This window comes from Eggerthella timonensis (assembly GCF_900184265.1).
In the GTDB taxonomy this organism is placed as follows: domain Bacteria; phylum Actinomycetota; class Coriobacteriia; order Coriobacteriales; family Eggerthellaceae; genus Eggerthella; species Eggerthella timonensis.
In genome coordinates this window covers 3,814,548-3,833,460 of record NZ_FXXA01000002.1, presented here as the reverse complement: position 1 = coordinate 3,833,460, position 18,913 = coordinate 3,814,548, and the positions used below count along the sequence as shown (strand labels likewise).

The 18,913-nt window shown below is 64.9% G+C and carries 14 protein-coding genes; 11 read left to right on the top strand and 3 right to left on the bottom strand.

Features of this window, described 5'->3' with window-relative positions; genetic code table 11:
* Nucleotides 1-22: 22 nt before the first annotated feature.
* The gene (locus tag C1A15_RS16480; protein WP_101723572.1) at nucleotides 23-1,705 is read right to left on the bottom strand and encodes an MFS transporter; all 1,683 of its coding nucleotides are present in this window, start codon (nucleotides 1,703-1,705) and stop codon (nucleotides 23-25) included.
* Nucleotides 1,706-2,047: 342 nt separating this feature from the next.
* On the opposite strand from C1A15_RS16480, the gene C1A15_RS16475 reads away from it, so the two are divergent.
* Entirely contained in the window at nucleotides 2,048-2,557 is a 510-nt protein-coding gene (locus tag C1A15_RS16475) for a hypothetical protein (RefSeq protein ID WP_101723571.1), read from the top strand.
* Nucleotides 2,558-3,124: 567 nt separating this feature from the next.
* Nucleotides 3,125-4,282: a helix-turn-helix domain-containing protein gene (locus tag C1A15_RS16470; protein WP_245865069.1), complete on the top strand. Its 1,158-nt coding sequence runs from the start codon at nucleotides 3,125-3,127 to the stop codon at nucleotides 4,280-4,282.
* 86 nt (nucleotides 4,283-4,368) lie between these two features.
* Here the strand turns inward: C1A15_RS16470 and C1A15_RS16465 are convergent, their stop codons facing one another.
* Nucleotides 4,369-5,775: a sodium:solute symporter family protein gene (locus tag C1A15_RS16465; protein ID WP_101723569.1), complete on the bottom strand. Its 1,407-nt coding sequence runs from the start codon at nucleotides 5,773-5,775 to the stop codon at nucleotides 4,369-4,371.
* A 246-nt stretch (nucleotides 5,776-6,021) separates the two neighbouring features.
* Here C1A15_RS16465 and argF point away from each other — a divergent pair, with 246 nt between their 5' ends.
* The 6 genes from argF to C1A15_RS16435 all read left to right on the top strand — a co-directional run bounded on the left by argF (nucleotide 6,022) and on the right by C1A15_RS16435 (nucleotide 12,742).
* Nucleotides 6,022-7,038 carry an ornithine carbamoyltransferase gene (argF, locus tag C1A15_RS16460; protein WP_101723568.1) on the top strand — a complete coding sequence of 339 codons (1,017 nt, stop codon included), beginning with the start codon at nucleotides 6,022-6,024 and terminating at the stop codon, nucleotides 7,036-7,038.
* A 136-nt stretch (nucleotides 7,039-7,174) separates the two neighbouring features.
* Complete coding sequence (locus C1A15_RS16455; protein ID WP_101723567.1) at nucleotides 7,175-8,689, top strand: YfcC family protein; 1,515 nt, start codon at nucleotides 7,175-7,177, stop codon at nucleotides 8,687-8,689.
* A 79-nt stretch (nucleotides 8,690-8,768) separates the two neighbouring features.
* Nucleotides 8,769-9,626, top strand: a complete 858-nt coding sequence (locus C1A15_RS16450; RefSeq protein WP_101723566.1) for a dimethylarginine dimethylaminohydrolase family protein — start codon at nucleotides 8,769-8,771, stop codon at nucleotides 9,624-9,626.
* Between the two features lie 30 nt (nucleotides 9,627-9,656).
* Nucleotides 9,657-10,646 carry a hydroxyacid dehydrogenase gene (locus tag C1A15_RS16445; protein ID WP_101723565.1) on the top strand — a complete coding sequence of 330 codons (990 nt, stop codon included), beginning with the start codon at nucleotides 9,657-9,659 and terminating at the stop codon, nucleotides 10,644-10,646.
* A gap of 404 nt (nucleotides 10,647-11,050) precedes the next feature.
* Nucleotides 11,051-12,226, top strand: a complete 1,176-nt coding sequence (locus C1A15_RS16440) for a PucR family transcriptional regulator (protein WP_101723564.1) — start codon at nucleotides 11,051-11,053, stop codon at nucleotides 12,224-12,226.
* 330 nt (nucleotides 12,227-12,556) lie between these two features.
* Nucleotides 12,557-12,742 (top strand): hypothetical protein, encoded by a 186-nt coding sequence (locus C1A15_RS16435; protein WP_101723563.1) that lies wholly within the window; start codon nucleotides 12,557-12,559, stop codon nucleotides 12,740-12,742.
* A 7-nt stretch (nucleotides 12,743-12,749) separates the two neighbouring features.
* Here C1A15_RS16435 and C1A15_RS16430 read toward each other — a convergent pair whose 3' ends face one another.
* Nucleotides 12,750-13,703, bottom strand: a complete 954-nt coding sequence (locus C1A15_RS16430; RefSeq protein WP_180953129.1) for a LysR family transcriptional regulator — start codon at nucleotides 13,701-13,703, stop codon at nucleotides 12,750-12,752.
* Between the two features lie 383 nt (nucleotides 13,704-14,086).
* Here C1A15_RS16430 and C1A15_RS16420 point away from each other — a divergent pair, with 383 nt between their 5' ends.
* The 3 genes from C1A15_RS16420 to isdE are packed head-to-tail and all read left to right on the top strand — an operon-like array spanning nucleotide 14,087 to nucleotide 18,908.
* Nucleotides 14,087-16,822 carry an LPXTG cell wall anchor domain-containing protein gene (locus C1A15_RS16420; RefSeq protein WP_180953128.1) on the top strand — a complete coding sequence of 912 codons (2,736 nt, stop codon included), beginning with the start codon at nucleotides 14,087-14,089 and terminating at the stop codon, nucleotides 16,820-16,822.
* Nucleotides 16,823-16,843: 21 nt separating this feature from the next.
* Nucleotides 16,844-17,830 (top strand): heme-binding Shp domain-containing protein, encoded by a 987-nt coding sequence (locus C1A15_RS16415; RefSeq protein WP_101723560.1) that lies wholly within the window; start codon nucleotides 16,844-16,846, stop codon nucleotides 17,828-17,830.
* Entirely contained in the window at nucleotides 17,808-18,908 is a 1,101-nt protein-coding gene (gene isdE, locus C1A15_RS16410) for a heme ABC transporter substrate-binding protein IsdE (protein WP_101723559.1), read from the top strand. Before C1A15_RS16415 ends, isdE begins: the two co-directional genes overlap by 23 nt.
* The last annotated feature ends 5 nt before the right edge of the window (nucleotides 18,909-18,913 follow it).

The following is an 18,913-nucleotide window of genomic DNA, read 5'->3' as shown; positions in this document are numbered from 1 at the left end:
CAACGCCCGGCAAGGTGCGGTATCAGACGGGCGTGGGGGCAAGCTCCTCGTCGTCGGTCGCTGCCGGTGCCGCTGCAGCGGCAGGAGCGCCTTCCTCTTCCTTCTTGAACACGGTGATCCAGCGCGTGGTGATGAGGCCTGCGAGGATGACCACGGCAGACACGCCGTAGCCCGTGATGGTGGAGTTGACGCGGGCCTGGGAGTTGATGGCCACGAGCTCGGCCTTCTCGGCGTCGGTCATGGGGATGTCGGCGATGGCCTGCTCGAACTGAGAGTCGCCCATCAGCGTGAGGTTGCGTTCGGACACGGCCTCGCGCACGGCGGGGGTGATGGTCGGGTTGGCTTCCATGGCGGACGTGATGTTCGAAGTGATGCCGAACAGCAGCACCGCGCCGACGGCCGCCACGCCGATGGCCTGGCCAACGTTGCGCATGGTGGTCTGGATGCCGCCGGACTGCGAGGCGTCGCGCTCGTTCACGGCAAGCGCCACGATGTTGTTCGTGTGCGAGCTCACGATGCCGGCGCCGGCACCGGCTACGGCCAGGCCCACCCACATGAGCGGCGTGACGGTGCTGCCCTGCAGCGACAAGCCCATGGGGATGAAGGCCAGCGCCATGACGCAGTAGCCGATCTGGATGACGCGGCGCGGGTTGGCGTTGGGCATGAACTTGGGGATGCCCATCGAGAAGAGGAACGTGGGGATGCCGACGGCCAGAGCGGACACGCCCATGAGCATGGGCGACCATCCGGCGACGAGCTGCAGGTAGGGCGACAGCAGGATGGCCTGCAGGCCCATGAAGAAGAACGTGATGGCCGAAGCGATGAGGCCGGCGCGCACCTGAGGGGTCTTGAGGAACGACTGGGGGATCAGGGCGATGCCGTTCTTCGCCTCGACGCGCTTCTCCACGAACACGAGCACGACGAGGACGATGAGGCCGAGCGCCGCCATCGGCAGGGCCGGCGAGATGCCGAAGATGGTGAAGGGGCAGTCCGCGAACGGCTCGATGAGGCCCCAAGCCGAGATGCGGGACAGGCCGATGAGGAACAGGAACAGGCCCACGGCTGCAAGGCCGGTGCCCAGGCCGTCGAACTTGAGCTTCTCCTGCGACTTCTCGATGGCCGGGATCTTCAGCGACATGACCAGCACGAGCACGAAGTACACGGCCAGCACGCCGTAGGTGACGCGGAAGCCGCCCATCTGCATGATGATGCCGAGGAACAGCGGCAGAAACGCCGAGAGGCCCGATGCGGCGCCGATGCAGCCGAATGCGAGCATGCGGTTCTTGCCATGGTAGATGTGGGGGATGAGGCCCAGCACCGAGGGGATCATGAAGCTGGCTCCGAATCCGACGAGGATACGGCCTCCCCAGATGAAGACCGTCATGTTCGGCGACAGCGCCATGACCAGCTCGCCCGCTGCGCACAGCGCGGCGCCCATGCGGAAGTTCTTGCGCCAGCCGATGATGGTGCCCACGAGCCCGCCGGCGATCATGAACGCGCCGGCCATGAGCGAGTACACCATGTTGGCCAGCTGGATGTCGGGCGTGGTGGCGCCGAGGATGTTAACGAGCTCGGTGTTGGCCAGGCCGAGCGCGCCGTTGTCACCCGACGTCCCCATCTGGGCCATGATGAGCACCAGGATGGGCAGGACGAGAAACTTCTCGACGCCCCCTTCCTTCGATGCTGCGGGGTTGTTCTGTTTCATGCTTCCTCCTTGTCTGCGTGTGAGCAGGTCTGCTGGCGCTCATTCTAATGACGCGAACGGGGCGCTTTGGCAGAATCAGTTCCGGAGCAACGGCAAAACGGGAACGGACGCTGCGAGAGAAACGGAGAGGACGAGGTTTGAGGCCGGGGGCGTTGTCTTTGAGAAATCGCAGATGGTGGAGGATTTTCCTCTGATCTGCACAGGGGTCCGCAACGGATTCGGCAGGGGCGCACCTTTCGGCAGGGGTGCGTCCCGTGCCGGAGTTCCGGCAGCGGTTCATCCGGGAACACCGCAGTTCGCTTCCTATAATGCGGGGCGTTCACCCTGAGAGGAAGGTGCTCCATGGAGGTTTCCGCAACGGCTCAAAAAGCCCAGAAAACGTTCTCCGCCTATGCTGCCAACAAGTGCGTCATCGGCTACGGCCTGGTCAACGGTATCGTCAACGCGGCGGTGTTCGCCGCCATGCATGCGGCGCAGCCCGAGGTGACGTTCGGCTTGCCCGACATCATGATGGATCTCACGCTGACGGGCGCCATCCTGGGCATCATCCTGTTCGCGTGCGTGGTTCCGCTGACGCGCCACGACCTGAACGCCGAGCGCTTCGCCCGTCCTGAAGAGACGCCCTCCGTTGCACGGCTGTTGCCGCGCTCGTACGTGGGTGCGATGCTCGTGCTGGGCCTGGTGGCCGCCGTCGCCGCCGTGGCGGTGGGGCTGGCGTTGGCGCTGATCGTGGGCGTCGTGCTGCCGCTTCCGCTGCCGTTCGTTCCCATGATGGTGCTCAAAGGTTGCGTGTGCGCCTGCATCGGGGCCCTGTCCGGCTTTCTCACCATCTCCTACGTGGTGCGCGGCTAGCGGGGGCGAGCCGAGCGAGTCGAAGGACGGTCGACGATGGGGCTTCCATGGCCGAAGATCCTTCGACTCTGGCATGCTGCTTCCGTTCGCGATGGCGGGTCTAGGATGTTCGACAGCACGAATTTGCAGGTATGAACGATTTTTCTCCCTTGCGAACGCGCCATTTCGCAATAATCCCAGGTCGATATTTTTGCCTTCTTTCAAAATCGTTCATACCTGCAAATTCGTGCTGTTGGAATGGGATAGCGCTGGGTCCTGACCGAAGACGCTTGGGAGGTTCGCCATCCTGAGCGAGCGATGCGAGCCGTAGGAATCTTCGGCATAGGAAGCCTTCCTGGGTTGAAGTTTCTCTGTTGCGGGCCTTGACCTTCCGGGAGAGCATCCTGCATGAGGAACCCGGCATGCTCGTGTTGGATCCTTGTCGAAGTTTCGGGAGAACGGCCCCAAGCCAATCGGGCATCGCTGCCGAGTCTTATTCCCCCGTACCTCTTGCGATACGCTATCATGCGTACCGTAGCGCATCTTCTTGAAGATCGCTTCTCGCGCACAAGGGAAACGGAGGGGCTCGTGGTTACCGTTGCGGACATCATCGCATTGCCGGCGTTCAAGAACGTGGAGCTCGTCGCCCCCTGCGAGGGGGCCGAGCGGCGCGAGGTGCGCAACGTGGGCATCCTCGACTGCCCTCCCGATTACAACGAGTACAGCGTGTACGTGGCGGGCGAGCTCATCCTCACGAACCTCGGGTTCGCGTTCGGCAACCCCGGCATGGCCGAGAAGTCGCTGTTGGCCATGTTGCGCCGCGACGTGGCCGCCATCGCCATCAAAACCGTGTACGAGCCTCCCATCAGCGACGCGGTGCGCAAGGAGAGCACGGCGCGCGGGGTGCCGCTCTACCTGTACGACGGCGCCTACCACGAGACGGTGGCGTACCAATCGCTCGACCTGCTGCAGCGCGACCGCGACGAGCTGGACAAGGGCAAGGCCCTCGACGAGCTGCTGACCGCCCACGATGGCGACCAGGTGCGCACGCGGCTGAGCGCGCTCGTGGGCGCGACAGGCTCGAAGCTGCAGTGCTTCGCGTTCGCGCTGCGCGCGGGCGACCCGTGCTCGTTCTACGCCATGCTCGACTCCGTGTCTTCGGAGCTGGCGGCGGTGAGGGACGGATGCGCGGCCGTGGAGTCGTCCAGCGTGTGCCGCTATCGCGAGCATATCCTGGCGTTCGTGTCCTACGGCTCGGCCAGCGACGAGGAGCAGGCGGCCGCCGAGCGCCGATGCATCGCCGTGGCCTCCATGGAAGGCAACCTGCATTGCGGCGTGAGCGAGGCGGTGCACCTGAGCGACGGCGATCTGGCCATCCGTCAGGCGCTTGCCGCCGCGGCGAGCGCGCAGCGCCATGGCGACCAGCTTGCGCGCTGGTCGGGGCTGCACCTGTCCGCGTTCGCGAACGCCGCTCGCTACGACCGCCTGTTCATGAGCGCGAGCGAGCTGTACCGCTCGATGCTGGCCACCTACGACGAGGAGCACGGCACCGAGCTCGTGCGCACGGCCGAGGCGCTGGTGAACTGGCACGGCGACGTGAAGGTCATCGCCGAGGAGCTGCACCAGCATCCCAACACCGTTCGCTACCGCATGCGCAAGATGAAGGCCGTGCTGGGCATCCCCCACGAGGACGACAAGGTGTTCATCAGCCTGCTCAGCCTCGTGTTCCTGCCCGAGTTCGAGTGAGACAGAGGGACGGGGTAATTGTCTCATTTTGCCCGCAAAATGAGACAATTACCCCGTCCCTCTGTCTCACTCCCCGTCCCCCTGTCTCACTCGAACGGCGAGGGCACCTTCTGCTTGCTGAGGAGGTTCGCCGCCGCGTACGCCGCGAAGCCGGAAGCCATGCCCGCCACGATGGGGACGGAGCTCGCCGTTCCTACGACGACGAAGCACGCCGTCACCACCACGGTGCTCACGCCGAGCGCGTAGAGCCCCGCCTTCGGGCTGAACCTCTTGAGCACGAAGCTGGCCACGAGCGGTACGAACACGCAGCCCGACAGATAGCCGTAGCAGAGGTCGATGCCCACCAGCACGTCGTTGATCCACAGCGAGCATACCATCACCACCACGCCGATGAGCAGGGCGAACAGGCGCGTGATAGTCACTTCCTTGAGGTGCGTCGCACGCTCGGCCATCCGCGGGCGAACGAAGCGCACGTACAGGTCGTTGTACAGGATGGTGGACGACGCCAAAATCGTGCCGCTCGATACCGACATCGTGGCCGCCATCGCCGCCGCCAGGATGAGCCCGCGCACCCCGACGGGCAAAAACGTGGACACGCCCACCACGAACGCGTTCTGCGGGTTGTCCAGGTGCGGCAGCAGCACGAACACGCTCATGCCGATGACGACGGTGGCCAGCGCGTAGAAGACACTGTAGACGCCTGCGCACACGGTGCCCGCCTTCGACACCTTCTCGTTCTTCGCGGTGAAGATGCGCTGCCAGATGTCCTGGCCGATGATGAGCCCGGGAACGTACAGCACGAGGTAGGCGAAGCTCTTGTCGAAGCCCATGCTGCCCACCGACAGGTACGTCTCGGGCACCTTGCTGACGAGGGCGTCCCAGCCGCCGGCGGCCGAAATGCAGAAGATGGGGGCCAGGATGAGGATGCCCACCGTTTTCACGACGAACTGCACGATGTCGGTCATGGTGACCGACCACATGCCGCCCACGAACGTGTACAGGATGACGATGCCGCCTCCCACCAGCATGGACAGCGTGGCATCGATGCCTGTCACGCCGTTGATGATGGTTCCGATGGAGATGACCTGCACCACGCTCAGCGTGAGCGTGTAGATGAGCGTGAGCGCCGAGCTGAACACGCGCGCGACCGGGCCGTAGCTGCTCTCCACCACTTCGTTCACGCTGAGGGCGCGCAGCTTCGACAGCTTGCTCGTCACGAGGAAGCCGGCCGCGACGAGCCCCAGGCCGATGCTCAGGTTGAGCCAGATGCCGCCGAACCCGAACTCGTAGCCCAGCTGGGCGCTGCCGATGGTGGAGCCGCCGCCCAAGGTGAGCGCAGCCATGCACCCGAAGAACAGGGGAAACGACAACCGTCTGCCGGCCACGAGGTAGTCTTCCTTCGTTTTCGCGAACCGTGCCGCGATGAAGCCGATGGCGACGATGACGATGAAGTACAACGCGATGATGATGTAGTCGATAGGCGATAGAACCATCTGCGACCCCCACTCCGTTGGAAGAACCCGCTCTCGCGTTTCATCCTAGATTTCCGTTGCTCGGCACCCCTTGTTCAGTCGGACAAAGCCCACGGCTCGGGTTTTGTCCACCTGTCCAGAGGGGTGCCCTCCCGCCGCTGCGTATGATGCTTCTCGTAACCTGGCCTGCCAGGAGGGGTCGCACCGATCAGGCGTGACGTCCGTCGGGAACGAGGGCGCTAGGACATCCATCGAAAGGAGCTTCACATGACCGATTCCGTATTCCAGGGACGCAGCCTCCTCTCCACGAGGGACTACACGAAAGACGAGCTGACGTACCTCATCGGGTTCGCCGAGCACCTCAAGGATCTGAAGCAGCGCAACGTCGAGCACCGCTACCTCGCGGGCAAGAACATCGCGTTGCTGTTCGAGAAGACGTCCACCCGCACCCGCGCCGCGTTCACCACGGCCTGCATCGATCTGGGCGCGCACCCCGAGTACCTGGGCAAGAACGACATCCAGCTGGGCAAGAAGGAGACGGTGCGCGACACCGCGCTCGTGCTGGGCAGCATGTTCGATGGCATCGAGTTCCGCGGCTTCAAGCAGGAGCACGTCGAGGACCTCGCGAAGTACTCCGGCGTGCCGGTGTGGAACGGCCTCACCGACAAGGAGCATCCCACGCAGATGCTGGCCGACTTCATGACGATGAAAGAGAACTTCGGCAAGCTGGAGGGCCTCACGCTGGCCTACTGCGGCCAGGGACGCAACAACGTGCAGAACTCCCTCATGATCACGAGCGCCATCCTGGGTGTGAACTACTACAACGCCACGCCGGCCGAGCTCGAGCCCGATCCGGCCATCATCGAGCTGGCGCAGGCCTTCGCCGCCGAGAGCGGCGCCATCATCACGGTGACGAACGACCCGGTGGAGGCCGTGGAGAACGCCGACGCCATCTACACGAACGTGTGGGCGGCCATGGGCGAGGAGTCCCAGTTCGCCGAGCGCGTGAAGCTCATGTCGCCCTACCAGGTGAACGCCGAGCTGCTGTCGCACGTGAAGAACCCGAACTACATCTTCCTGCACTGCCTGCCGGCCTTCCACAACGCCGAGACCGAGTACGCCGCCGACATGGCCGAGCGCTTTGGCGTGAAGGAGATGGAGGTCACCGACGAGGTGTTCTACTCCGACCACGGCCGCCAGTTCCAGCAGGCCGAGAACCGCATGCACACCATCAAGGCGATCATGGCGGCCACTCTGGGCGATCTGTACATCCCCCGCGTCTAACACCAATTCCCGGTACGCCGCGCGGTTCTGCGCAGAACCGCGCGGGAGGTTTGGGCCCCGCAAGGATGCCGCTTCGGCGGCACCCTTGGGCGGCTGCTGCCTCGATACGCCGGAAGCGTCGAGGAGAGGAGCTTCCATGTCAGACAACGAGCCCGTGAAGGGCAAGAAGAAATTCAAGATGCCGAACACGTACGTCATTCTGTTCGGGGTCATCTGCTTCATCGCCGTGCTCAGCTGGTTCGTGCCGGGCGGCGCATACGAGCTGAACGCCAACGGCGACGCTATTTCGGGGACGTACCACATCGTCGAATCCAATCCCCAGGGATTGTGGGACGTGTTCATGGCGCCTATCACGGGCATGCTGGGCTCGGGCGCCATCAGCGGCGCCATCGCCATCTCGCTCACCATTCTGCTGTTCGGCAGCTTCCTCGAGATGATGGAGGAAACCGGTGCGGTGAAGACGGCGCTCAAGCGCATCACCATGAAGAACCAGAACAACATGCATCTGCTCATCGGCATCCTCGTGTGCCTCATGTCGTTCCTCGGCACCTTGGAAGGCGCCTACGAGGAGGGCATCGTGTACTTCCTCATGTTCGTGCCGGTGATCCTGGCGCTGGGGCTCGACACCGTGGTGGCCATCATGATCGTGGTGCTGGGCACGCAGGCCGGCTGCCTGGCCTCGACCGTGAACCCGTTCGCCACGGGAATCGCGTCAGGCATCGCGGGCATCTCGGCCGGCGACGGCATGGGCATGCGCGTGCTGATGCTCGTGGTGTTCACGGGGCTCGTCATCTTCATCATCAATCGCTACGCCGACAAGGTGAAGGCGCATCCCGAGAAGTCGGTCCAGTTCTTCCGTCGCAAGCAAGATCTCATCGAGTTCCCGGTTTCCACCAACGAGAACCTGGAGCTGTCGGGCCGTCAGAAGGGCGTGCTGGCCATCTTCGTGCTCACGTTCGCCATCATGGTGGTGGGGTGCGTGCCGTGGACGTCCATCAACCCGGACTGGACGTTCTTCGAGCAGTTCGTCGCGTGGATCGGCGTCACGCCGGTGCTGCGCGAGGTGCTGGGCAGCGACATCACGCCGTTCGGCTCGTGGTACTTCCCCGAGATCGCCATGCTCGTGATGGTGATGACGCTGCTCGCGGGCATCGTCATGCGCTACAAGGCCGACAAGATCATCGACACGCTGATCAAGGGCGCCGCCGGGCTGGTTTCCACCGCATTCGTCGTGCCGCTGGCGCGAGGCATCCAGGTGGTGATGGACGGCGGCCAGATCACGCCCACCATCCTGCACATGTGCGAGAGCACGCTGTCGGCCCTGCCTCCCGTCGCGTTCGTCATCGTGGCGCTGATCTGCTACTTCCTCATTGCGTGCCTCATCCCGTCGTCGACCGGCCTGGCGGCTGCGACCATGGGCATCATGGCGGCGCTCTCGCAGTTCGCCGGCGTGGACGTGGCCATCATGGTGACCATCTACTGCATGGCGCTCGGCCTGGCAAAGATGATCTCGCCTACCTCGATCGTGGTGATGACCTGCACTTCGGCAGCCCACATGAGCTACGGCGACTGGGTGAAGAAAGCCGCGCCCATCGTGGGCTTCCTGTTCCTCGTGTGCTGCGTGTTCCTCACCGTGGCCGTGATGCTGTAACCCTCCGCTTTCCCGGAGCGCCCCGCGCGCTCCGGTTCTCAAACGAGTTTCGCGAACATACCAATGAAAGGAGCCTCCCATGGCTGAAGAGAAAGTGTACGTGTCCAACGCGACGAACACCCTGAAGAAAGTGATGATGTGCTCGCCGCGCTACTACCAGTTCAACGGCATCAACGTGATCACCGCCGAGTGGATGAAGAAGGGCGACCAGGAGAAGAACGACGTCATGGTGGCCGAGTGGCAGATGCTCGTGGACGCCTACAAGGCCAACGGCATCGAGGTCGTGGAAGTGGAGGCGCGCCCCGAGTTCGAGGTGATGACGTTCGCCCGCGACTACGGCTGCATGATCAAGGAAGGCGCCGTGATCGGCCACTTCCGCCATCCGGTTCGCCAGGTCGAGGCCGTGGCGTACGAGAACAAGCTCAAGGAGATGGGCGTTCCCATCGTGGCGCGCGTGAACGCGGGCTGCATGGAGGGCGGCGACTTCTGGATGATCGACGAGCACACGCTGGCATGGGGCCAGGTGGACCGCACCGACCAGGCTGGCGTCGACAACCTGCGCGACCAGCTGCAGAAGTTCGGCTACACCGTGGTGGGCGTGCCGTGCCCGCCGGACAACCTGCACCTCGACATGATCTTCAACATCGTGGCCCCGCAGGTGGCGCTGGCTTGCATCGACCAGCTTCCCTACAACTTCCTGCAGATGCTCAAGCGTCGCAACTTCGAGCTGATCCCCGTGGCTAGCGAGGACATGTACAAGCACGGCTGCAACGTGCAGTGCATCGGCGACGGCAAGGTCATCGCCATCGAGAAGAACAAGCATATCAACGACAAGATGCGCGCGTTGGGCCTGGACGTGATCGACGTGCCGCTCGACCAGATCCTGCATGCGGGCGGCGGCCCCCACTGCCTCACGCAGCCCATCGAGCGTCCGTAACGCGCGACGCGACTGAAAGGAAGGGCTGTCATGAAGGTTTTGATTTGCGACCATCCCGACTCCATGATGCCCGACCACACGCTGGAAACCGAGACCCTGCGAGCGGGTCTCGGTGCCGACGTGGAGGTTGAGGTGTACGAGTACGAGGACGGCAAGCGCGACGAGTTCTACGAGCATATGGCCGATGCCGACGCGCTGCTCACGGCGTTCGTCACGGTGGACGCCGAGGCTTTCGCCCACGCGCCGAAGCTCAAGGTGGTGTCGCTGAACTCCACGGGATACGACCAGGTGGACTTGGAGGAGGCTACGAAGCGCGGCATCGGCGTGTGCCCTATCGGCGAGTACTGCACGTGGGACGTGTCGGAAAGCGCCATCGCGTACATGAACGCGCTCAACAAGCACTTCAAGTTCTACCAGAAGGAGATCGACGAGCGCCACAAGTGGGATTATGCCGCCGCTCCGCAGTGGCCGCGCCTGGAGGACCAGGTGTTGGGTATCGTCGGGTTCGGCAAGATCGGGAAGTGTACGGCCGAGAAAGCTTCGGGCCTGGTGAAGCGCGTGATCGCGTGCGATCCGAACGTGGACGACGTGGCGTTCGCCGAGCGCGGCGTGACGCGCGTGAGCAAGGGCGAGCTGTTGGAGCAGGCCGACATCATCGTGAACCACATGTGCCTGACCGACGACAACGTGCACTACTTCGACGAGGCGGCGTTCGACGCCATGGCGCGCCGTCCCATCTTCATCAACCTGGGTCGCGGCCTGTGCGTGGACGAGGAGGCGCTCGTGGCGGCGCTCGACGCGGGCAAGCTGCGCGCGTTCGGCACCGACGTGCTGTACGACGAGACGCCCGATTTGGCCACGAACAAGCTGGTGGGACGCGACAACGTGATCATCACGCCGCACTCCGCGTTCTACTCGACCACGGCCATCGAGGACTTGGAGCGTCTGAGCTGCGAGAACATCGTCCACTTCCTGAAGGGGGAGAAAGAGCGGGTGTTCAAGCTGGTCAACGAGGTGTAGAGCGCGCGGCGGCGCGCGGGGTGGGTGCGCGCGCTGCCGAATGTCGAGCGGCCCCGGCGTGCCGTCTCGGCGCTGAGTCGCTTGACGGGCCCCGCCCCTGCGTTGCGCTCAGCATCCGGCCTGGCCCTCAACGAGCCCCCGATCCGCGCCCTGCTCGTACGGCTGGCACAAAATCGACGATATGAACGATTTTCACTCCTTGCGGTACTTGTCGACCTGGGATAATGCTGCAAAGCGTCGAAAACGAGGTCCAAAAATCGTTCATATCGTCGATTTTGTGCCAAGATGTTTCACGTGAAACATCCGTTCTCAAACGCCCGGTTGTTTCACGTGAAGCATCTTGTATGCCGCGCGGTGCGGCTTCTGCGGTATCATGGGCTCGAAAGGTTTCGGGAGGAGGCTCCATGATCACGGTTGCGGACATACTGGCGTTGCCGGCGTTCGAGCAGGTGCAGCCCATCACGCAGTGCGCCGGCGCCGGTGCGCGCGAGGTGCGCAACGTGGGCATCCTCGACTGCGCCCCCGACAAGGACAACGGATACCTGTCGTACGTCCCCGGCGAGTTCATCGTGACGAACCTGGGCTTCGCGCGCGACGATCCCGAGCTGTCCGAACGGTCGCTGCTCGTTCTGATCGCGCGCGGCGTGTCGGGCATTGCCTTGAAGAAGGTGTATCGTCCCATCGTGAGCGAGAGCGTGGTGGTGGCTGCCGAGGATGCTGGCGTGCCGCTGTACCTCTACGACGGGGGCTATCACGAGGTGGTGGCGTACCAGGCGCTTGATCTCATCCATCGCGATGCCGAGGAATCCGACAAGGGCCGCATCCTCGACAAGCTGCTGTCGGGACACGATCCGCAGGCCGCGCGCGCGGCGCTGTACGAGCTCGCGGGCACCACGGGTTCCACCGTGCAGTGCATCGCCGCGGCTCCGCGATCGCTCGACGAATGTTCGCTCTACGCGACGCTCGACGCGCTGTCTGCGGTGTTGCGCGGCTTCGAACGCGATTGGGACGTGGTGGAGGCGACGTTCGTCTTCCGCTACCACGCCGCGCTGCTCGCGTTCGTCTCGTACGCGCAGCCGCCTGCAGGGGTGCGCACGCGCTCGGAGAGCGACCTGGTCGAGCGCATGCGAACCGCAGGCTCGGTATCGCTGGGGGTGGGCGAGGAGACGCCGCTCTCGGACGGCGACATGAGCGTGCGCGAGGCGCTTGCCGCGCTGAAGACCGCGGAGATCGAGAACGAGGACGTGGTGACCTGGGCCGACCTGCACCACGATGCGTTCCGAGCGGCTGCGTGCGAGGGCCGCTTGTTCTGGCGCACCGCGGCGCTGCACCGCGCGCTGCTGGAGGAGTACGACGACGCCCACGGCACCGAGCTCGCCGCGACGGCCGAAGCGGTCGCGCGCGCCTACGGCGACCTGCGCCTCGCGGCCGAAGCGCTGCACCAGCACCCGAATACGCTGCGCTACCGTCTGCGCAAGGCGAAGGACGTGCTCGGGATGTCCGAATCCCCCGACCGCGAATTCACGTTCCTGCTGGGGCTCGTCTATCTGGATCACACGAACCCCCTGCTGCAACCCTGAGGCGCGTTCCGACGCGTTGCGCCCGTGCACGGTTTCATAGCGCTGTGTGCGGAAAAATCGGGTTTTTGGCAGTCCTTTCCGGGCTTTGCCGCGACGAAACGTCTTTCGGCGGAGCCCTCGACGGCAAAACACCAGGTCGCGTGTTCGCCCCGGTGCACAATGCGAGGCTCGGATTGCCAAAAACCCGATTTTCCCGCACAGCGCGTTGGCTCTATGGCAAATCCCTTTGTACGATCGGCCAAAACCGACGGCCCACGTTCTCCATTCGTCCAAACGCTTCTTTTTCTCAGCGCAGTACGCTGGATGCAACGAAAAGGAAAGGAGCACCTCATGTTTGGAAAACTGAACGAACAAGCCACGTCCGCCCTGCTGTCCCTGGAATCCGGCGATCTGTCGTACTGCCTCAAGCTGGCGAAGCGGTTCGAGCATATGGGCATCGAGAGCGAGCAGGCGAGCAACGCCCTGTGCGCGCTCGTCGAGGGCGGCGAACTCGAGGCTATCTACCAGGCTGGATAGCGTTCCCTCAGCTGGCCGCCTTGATGGCGCGGTCGCGCGGTGCCAGGTTCTCGAGCTGTTCGAGCTCCTTCAGGCAGGCGTGGATCGTCTCGGCCGCGCTTATCACCCGGGGGTCCGCATCGGCCCGCCACGCCACGACGAGCGGGAATCCGAACGGCGCGCCGTCGAGCCGGTCCACCAGGACGACGTCGTCGCGCCGTGCGCAGTACAGGCTGGCCGTCGCCTTGGGCGTGATGTACAGCGCCGTGCCGAAGTCGGCGATGAGCAAATCGGAGAAGCTCTGCATGCTGCCGGGCGCGTACGACAGGTGCAGGTCGGCGCCTAGCATCCGGTCGATCAGGATGCGATCGTGCTCGTAGGCCAGCATGCTTTCCGTCATGATGGAGGCTCCCACCAGGTCGTCGCGCGAAAGCTGGCGCTTCGCCGCTAGCGGGTGCGAGGCCATCATGGCGATGACGGCCGGGAACGGGCGCGCCGGGCGGTAGGCGAGGCCGCGCGCCAGCGCCTCGTCGACGAGGCGGGGGAAGTACGAGAAATCGCACAGCAGCGCGATGTCGGCGCGGTTGGTGTCGAGGGGCGCGAACGGCTGCTCGCGGAACTCCCGGTCGACGAACTGGAACGGCACCTCGAGGCGCTCGCTCAAAAGCGAGGCGAGGGACGCCGTGGGCGTGAGGCAGGCGATGCGCACGCGCCCGGCCGCCTCCTCCCGAAACCGCGTGCAGCGCGTCACGGTGCCTTCGAGCGTTTCGAGGGCCGACTTCGCGCCGTCGAGGAACAGGGCGCCTTCCTGCGTGAGCGCGTTGTCGTTGTCGCGGTCGATCAGCTTCAGGCCAAGCTCGCGCTCGAGGTTCGCGATATGGGTGCTCAGGGTCGATTTCGCGATGAACAGCTCTTCCGCCGTCTCGCTGAAGCTGAGATGGCGGGAGAAGGCGATGAACTCCTCAAGGTATTCGGTCCTCATCGGCGGGCGCGGTTCCTTTCTTCCGATGCGTCGACGGTCGTTCTGGAAACCCGAACGGGCTTTCCTGCGGCAAGCGGTGCCGCACGGGGCGTTCGGAGTTCTCGAACGCCCCGTGCCCATCATAATGTTAGTTGTAGCTAACTATGTTCGAAATTTGTAAACAGCCCGTTAAATTCATGAACGGGATTCGCGTTTTCACGCTTGTCGCCGCGCGCCCCTCACCGCATAGTGATGGACGATCATGTAGGAGAGACGGTTGGTTGCGGCCCCGATGCGGGCCCTTGTTTTCACGTTGAGTTAGCTTTGTCTAACAAAACGAGGCGCGTGCCGATGGCGCGCGACGAAAGGCAAGGGGCGCGGCCATGAGACGAAAGGATGTGCGAATGATCAGATCGAGGCAGAGGTTCGCGTTTGCGAAGCGCGGTGCGGCGGTGATGCTTGCGGCGACGTTGACCGCGGGCATGGTGCCGACGATGGCGCTTGCGCAGGCAGACGGATCGGGTGGGGCGACGGCGTCTGCCGCAGCCACGAACGACGGGTTCTACCTGGAGGAAGGCCGAACGTATACGGTGCCGGTGTCGTGGCTGAACGCTTCGACGGGCGCCGAGTCCATGGCTGCGAGCTATTTGAGCAAGACGGCTACGGTGAGTTACCATGATGGCGGTTACGACATCCGCGTTTCGGCGAACGACAAGGGCATGAGCGAGCTTTTGGGCATGACGTACGGCGGCACGGCGGCCGTCTCCACGGGGGCGGGCGAGTTCCAGATACTCTCCAGCACGCTCACCGGCTCCATCGGGGTGTCGCTGACCATCAAAACCATGCAGGACATGGGCATGGGCGCGGTGGGCGTGAACCTGTCGCTGGACGCGTCCAGCCTGCCGACGGAGCCGCCGGCGGTCGACCCCGACCCTGAGCCAACGCCCGACCCTGAACCGGCTCCCGATCCCGAACCGACGCCCGAGCCCACTCCCGATCCGAACCCCAGCACCGAACCCGACGCGGGCGACCAGCTAGAGGTCGGCAAGACCTACACTGTGCCCGTCTCGTTCGCAGACGCAAGCGGCAAGCCCTCCATGGCCGGAAACATGATCGACCCCAACGCCACCGTGCAGGTGGGCGAAGGTTCCTACACCGTGACCCTCGTCGTGAAGGCCGGCGACGCCTACGAGTTCCGCGCGCTCACGCTGGGCGCCGACAAGGCTCCCACCGCGTTGACCCGCGATGCTGATGGCAACTACGTGTTCACGGGCACGGTCGACAGCATCGACGGCGCCGTCGAGGTGGGCTTCACGTACTATGTGCCCGCCATGAACCGCGAGATGACGCACAGCGCCTTCGCCTCCTTCGACACGGCCGGCGCCACTGAAGGGGCTGCGACGCCCGATCCTGAACAGCCTGGTGGCGACGGGGGTTCCGACGATACCATCGTGGAGGGCAAGGAGTACACGGCCGGCATCACGTGGGCGCAGTACGGCAGCATGGCATCCCGTTTCATGGAGTCGGAGGCGACCATCGTCTACCGGGACGGCACCTACACGGTGAAGCTGCCGGTCACCGCGACGGGCGCGGCCGCTGCCGGGTTCGCCCTCACGTACGATGGCGCGAAGTACGCGGTGACGGACGGCGCGTTCGTCCTGGCCTTCAAGGAGCTGCCCTCCAGCATCGAGGTGTCGCTGAGCTCGGACAACATGCCCATGGTGATCACCGACACCATCACGTTCGACCTGAGCAACGTGCCCGACGCTGACGACGGCAGCGGCGACGTTGAAACGGTCGACAAGGCCAAGCTGAACGAGGCGCTTGCTGCGGCGAAGAAGCTCACGCAGGGCAACAAGACCGACGAGGCATGGGACGCGCTGCAGGCGGCCATCGCTTCGGCTGAGAAAGCCGCCGCGAACGAGAATATCCCGCAGCAGGGCGTCGACGGCGTGACCGCCCAGCTCAACGCCGCTATCGAGACGTTCAAGACCAGCGCGGACAAGGAGGCCCCGTCGGGTCAGTACGGCATGGTGGTCGGCAAAACGTACACGGCTTCCGTAAGCTATGCGGGCGCCGGCTCGTTCGCCGGCATGCAGGACATGCTCCAGCAGATGGTGACCAAGTACTTCGGCACCGCGGTGGAGCTGAGCCTGCTGGAGGACGGCACGTTTGACGTGGTGGTGTACTTCGGCGGCTCCACGGGCTACGACGACGCCATCGGCGACCTCACCTACAACGGCCAGGCCGTCAAGCAATCCGCCAACAAGACGTACACTGTCAACGTGCCCTCGCTCGAGAGCGCGATCGATCTGGCCCTGCACGTGGGCGGCTCCATGAACATGGACATCACGTACGCCATGACGGTGGACACGTCCACCATCGCGCTCAAGAACGGCGACACGCCGGTGACGAGCGTCGACAAAACAGCGCTCCAGAGCCTGGTGGACCAGGCCTCCGCTCTGACGCAGGGCAAGAAGAGCGATGCGGCGTGGGAGAGCCTGCAGAGCACGCTTTCCGCGGCCCGTGCGGTTCTGAACGACGCCAACGCCTCGCAGGACGCGGTCAACCAGGCCGCCACGTCGCTGAAGGAGGCTATCGATCGCTTCAACGCCAGCGAGAACGTCTCGTTCCAGGTGGGCCACACCTACGAGGTGCCCATCGCGTTCTTCAAGCAGGGCAGCGTGACCGAGAAGTCCATGGCGGCGCAGTACTTCGGCGACACGGCACTCGTGCGTCCTCAGGAGAACGGCACCTTCACGGTGAGCTTCGCCGCGTCGGGGCAGGGCTTGGAGTACATCAAATCGCTGTCGTACCAGGGCAATGCGATCGCGCAGAGCGGCAACCAGTTCACGCTGTCCATCCCGGCTGCCGAGAACGACACGGTGATCCCCATCAGCATGTCCATCACCATGATGGAGCAGCTGGGCATCGGCCAGTCGCAGGTGGCCGACATGCACCTGTACCTCTCGCAGGCGAAGGACCTGGGCACGGGCCAGACCGGCTTGGCCGCCTCGTCGTCCAACCTGGCCCAAACGGGCGACGCCACCACGGGTCTGATGACCCTGGCGGGTGGCGCGCTCGTCGCGGGCGCCGCGGTTGCGATGACGGCCCGTCGCCGCATGACCCAGCGGAAGTAAGCATCTACTGAAAGGCACGGTATGACCACGCGTATTCGATCCGCATGCGCGGCGGCCTGCGCCCTGGCAACGGTACTCGTCCTCGTGGCGAGCGCCGTTTCCCCGGGGCCGGCGTTCGCCGCTGTCTCGGCTGTGTACACGGCCGCGACGAACCCCACCTACGAGAACCCTGCGACGGGCGCCATCGAAGACGCCGCCGGCAGCAGCAACGTCGCGCTGGCCGAGTCGATGGTGACGAGCATCGTCTATGAGAACGCCCTGATCGAGCGGGACACGGACGGCACGCTGTACGCAAGCCTGCGCTTCAAGCTGGCTGACCAGATCAGCAGCATCGCCCTCGAGGTGTCTGCGGACGGATCGTCGTACGAGCCGGTCGAGGCCGTGCAGATGCAGACGGGCACCGACAGCGCCACCTCCACGGCGACGGCCGACTACCGCTTCGCGATTCCCAGCGAGGCGGCGACCGTCCGCTGCTCCATGGACGTGATCCCCATGGGTCGCGCGGTCGTCTACTTCATCTCGCTCGGGGCGCTTCAGGAAGGCGATGCGGACGGCACGTTCGTGCAGACCGTGACGCCGGGCGAGGGCACCGAGGATGCGGCTCTCGCGGCGGCCTCGGCCGCCGACGCCGACGCCTCCGGAACGTCCGGCGACGCGGAAGCCGCCGAGGACGAGCCCGTGCAGGACGCCGACGATTTGACCGGCACGTCGCCGAACGAGGGCGTGCAGGAGTTCGACGGGGAGGGCCGCGAGGTCACCGGCGGCAAGCAGGCGGAAGCGTCGCTCGACGGCGGCACCCTCGCGTTGATCGCGGGGATCGCCGCGGGCGTGATCGTGGTTGCCGGCGTGGCGGTGTACGCGGTCTACCTGCGCCCGAAGCGCGCGAAGCAGGCGAGCGCCGCCGCAGCGGCAGCCGCCGCCGCGAGCGCGCCCGCAGGCTCCGGCCGCGACAAGGCTTCCGACGCCGGCGAGGCGCTCGATGCCGATGAGCGTGCGAGCCGTGCCTGAGCGCGCGTCGACGACCTGCGGGGTCGGGCGTGCGGCGCGCCGTGCGGGCGCGCTCGTCCTCGCGGCGTGCCTCGCCTGCTCGCTGCAGTTGGCGGGGTGCGTCGACCAGCATCCCGAGCGCTCGGAGAGCGAGGACGGCTCCTACGAGCCGCGGATCGTCGCCACCTCGCCTGCCATCGCCGAGGTGTGCGACAAGCTCGACCTCGACCTGGTGGGGGTGTCAACCACTTCGCGCGGGTTGCCCGAGCGCTACGCCGACGTGGAGCGGGTGGGCACGTCCATGTCCCCTGACCTGGAGCTGTTGAAGTCGCTGCGGCCCGATTACGTCCTGTCCCCCAACTCGCTGCAAAGCGACCTGCAGCCCAAGTACGCGTCCATCATGGAGGCGTCCGTGTTCCTGAACCTGCGCAGCGTCCAAGGCCTGTACGATTCCATAGCCTACCTGGGCGATACGTTCGACCGCCGGGAGCAGGCGCAGGCGCTCGTGGACGAGTACGAGGCGTTCATCGAAGACTATCGCGCCCGTAACGGCAGCAAGGAATCCCCGAAGGTGCTCATATTGATGGGCGTCCCCGGCTCGTACGTGGTGGCCACGCCGAACAGCTACGTGGGCAGCCTCGTCGAGCTGGCCGGCGGCGAGAACGTCTACGCCGACGCCGACGAGGAGTTCATCAACGTGAACACCGAGGACATGCAGGCGCGCGACCCCGATATCATCCTGCGCACGTCCCACGCCCTGCCCGCCCAGGTGATGGCCATGTTCGCCAACGAGTTCGCCACGAACGACATCTGGAAGCACTTCCGCGCCGTGCAGGAAGGCCGGGTGTACGACCTCCCCTCCGACAAGTTCGGCATGAGCGCGGATTTCGACTACCCCGACGCGTTGGAGGAGCTGCGCACCGTTCTGTACGGGGAGGAAGAGGGGAGCGACGGGACCGTCGTGGGCGAAGCGGCCTCCGCCGCAGCCGAGGCGACCTCGTCAACGGAGGATGCCGACGCCGTGGCCGACGCCGCTGCCAGCATCGCGGGCGGCGCGGGCTCGAGCGGCGTCTCCAGCATCGTGGACAAACAGGGATAAGGAAG

What these genes read in the sequence shown, in the direction of transcription:
- C1A15_RS16435 (WP_101723563.1), top strand. Translation starts at nt 12,557, where the DNA reads ATGTTTGGAAAACTGAACGAACAAGCCACGTCCGCCCTGCTGTCCCTG.
- C1A15_RS16455 (WP_101723567.1), top strand. Translation starts at nt 7,175, where the DNA reads ATGTCAGACAACGAGCCCGTGAAGGGCAAGAAGAAATTCAAGATGCCG.
- C1A15_RS16420 (WP_180953128.1), top strand. Translation starts at nt 14,087, where the DNA reads ATGATCAGATCGAGGCAGAGGTTCGCGTTTGCGAAGCGCGGTGCGGCG.
- argF (WP_101723568.1), top strand. Translation starts at nt 6,022, where the DNA reads ATGACCGATTCCGTATTCCAGGGACGCAGCCTCCTCTCCACGAGGGAC.
- C1A15_RS16415 (WP_101723560.1), top strand. Translation starts at nt 16,844, where the DNA reads ATGACCACGCGTATTCGATCCGCATGCGCGGCGGCCTGCGCCCTGGCA.
- C1A15_RS16440 (WP_101723564.1), top strand. Translation starts at nt 11,051, where the DNA reads ATGATCACGGTTGCGGACATACTGGCGTTGCCGGCGTTCGAGCAGGTG.
- C1A15_RS16475 (WP_101723571.1), top strand. Translation starts at nt 2,048, where the DNA reads ATGGAGGTTTCCGCAACGGCTCAAAAAGCCCAGAAAACGTTCTCCGCC.
- isdE (WP_101723559.1), top strand. Translation starts at nt 17,808, where the DNA reads ATGAGCGTGCGAGCCGTGCCTGAGCGCGCGTCGACGACCTGCGGGGTC.
- C1A15_RS16450 (WP_101723566.1), top strand. Translation starts at nt 8,769, where the DNA reads ATGGCTGAAGAGAAAGTGTACGTGTCCAACGCGACGAACACCCTGAAG.
- C1A15_RS16480 (WP_101723572.1), bottom strand. Translation starts at nt 1,705, where the DNA reads ATGAAACAGAACAACCCCGCAGCATCGAAGGAAGGGGGCGTCGAGAAG.
- C1A15_RS16430 (WP_180953129.1), bottom strand. Translation starts at nt 13,703, where the DNA reads ATGAGGACCGAATACCTTGAGGAGTTCATCGCCTTCTCCCGCCATCTC.
- C1A15_RS16445 (WP_101723565.1), top strand. Translation starts at nt 9,657, where the DNA reads ATGAAGGTTTTGATTTGCGACCATCCCGACTCCATGATGCCCGACCAC.
- C1A15_RS16465 (WP_101723569.1), bottom strand. Translation starts at nt 5,775, where the DNA reads ATGGTTCTATCGCCTATCGACTACATCATCATCGCGTTGTACTTCATC.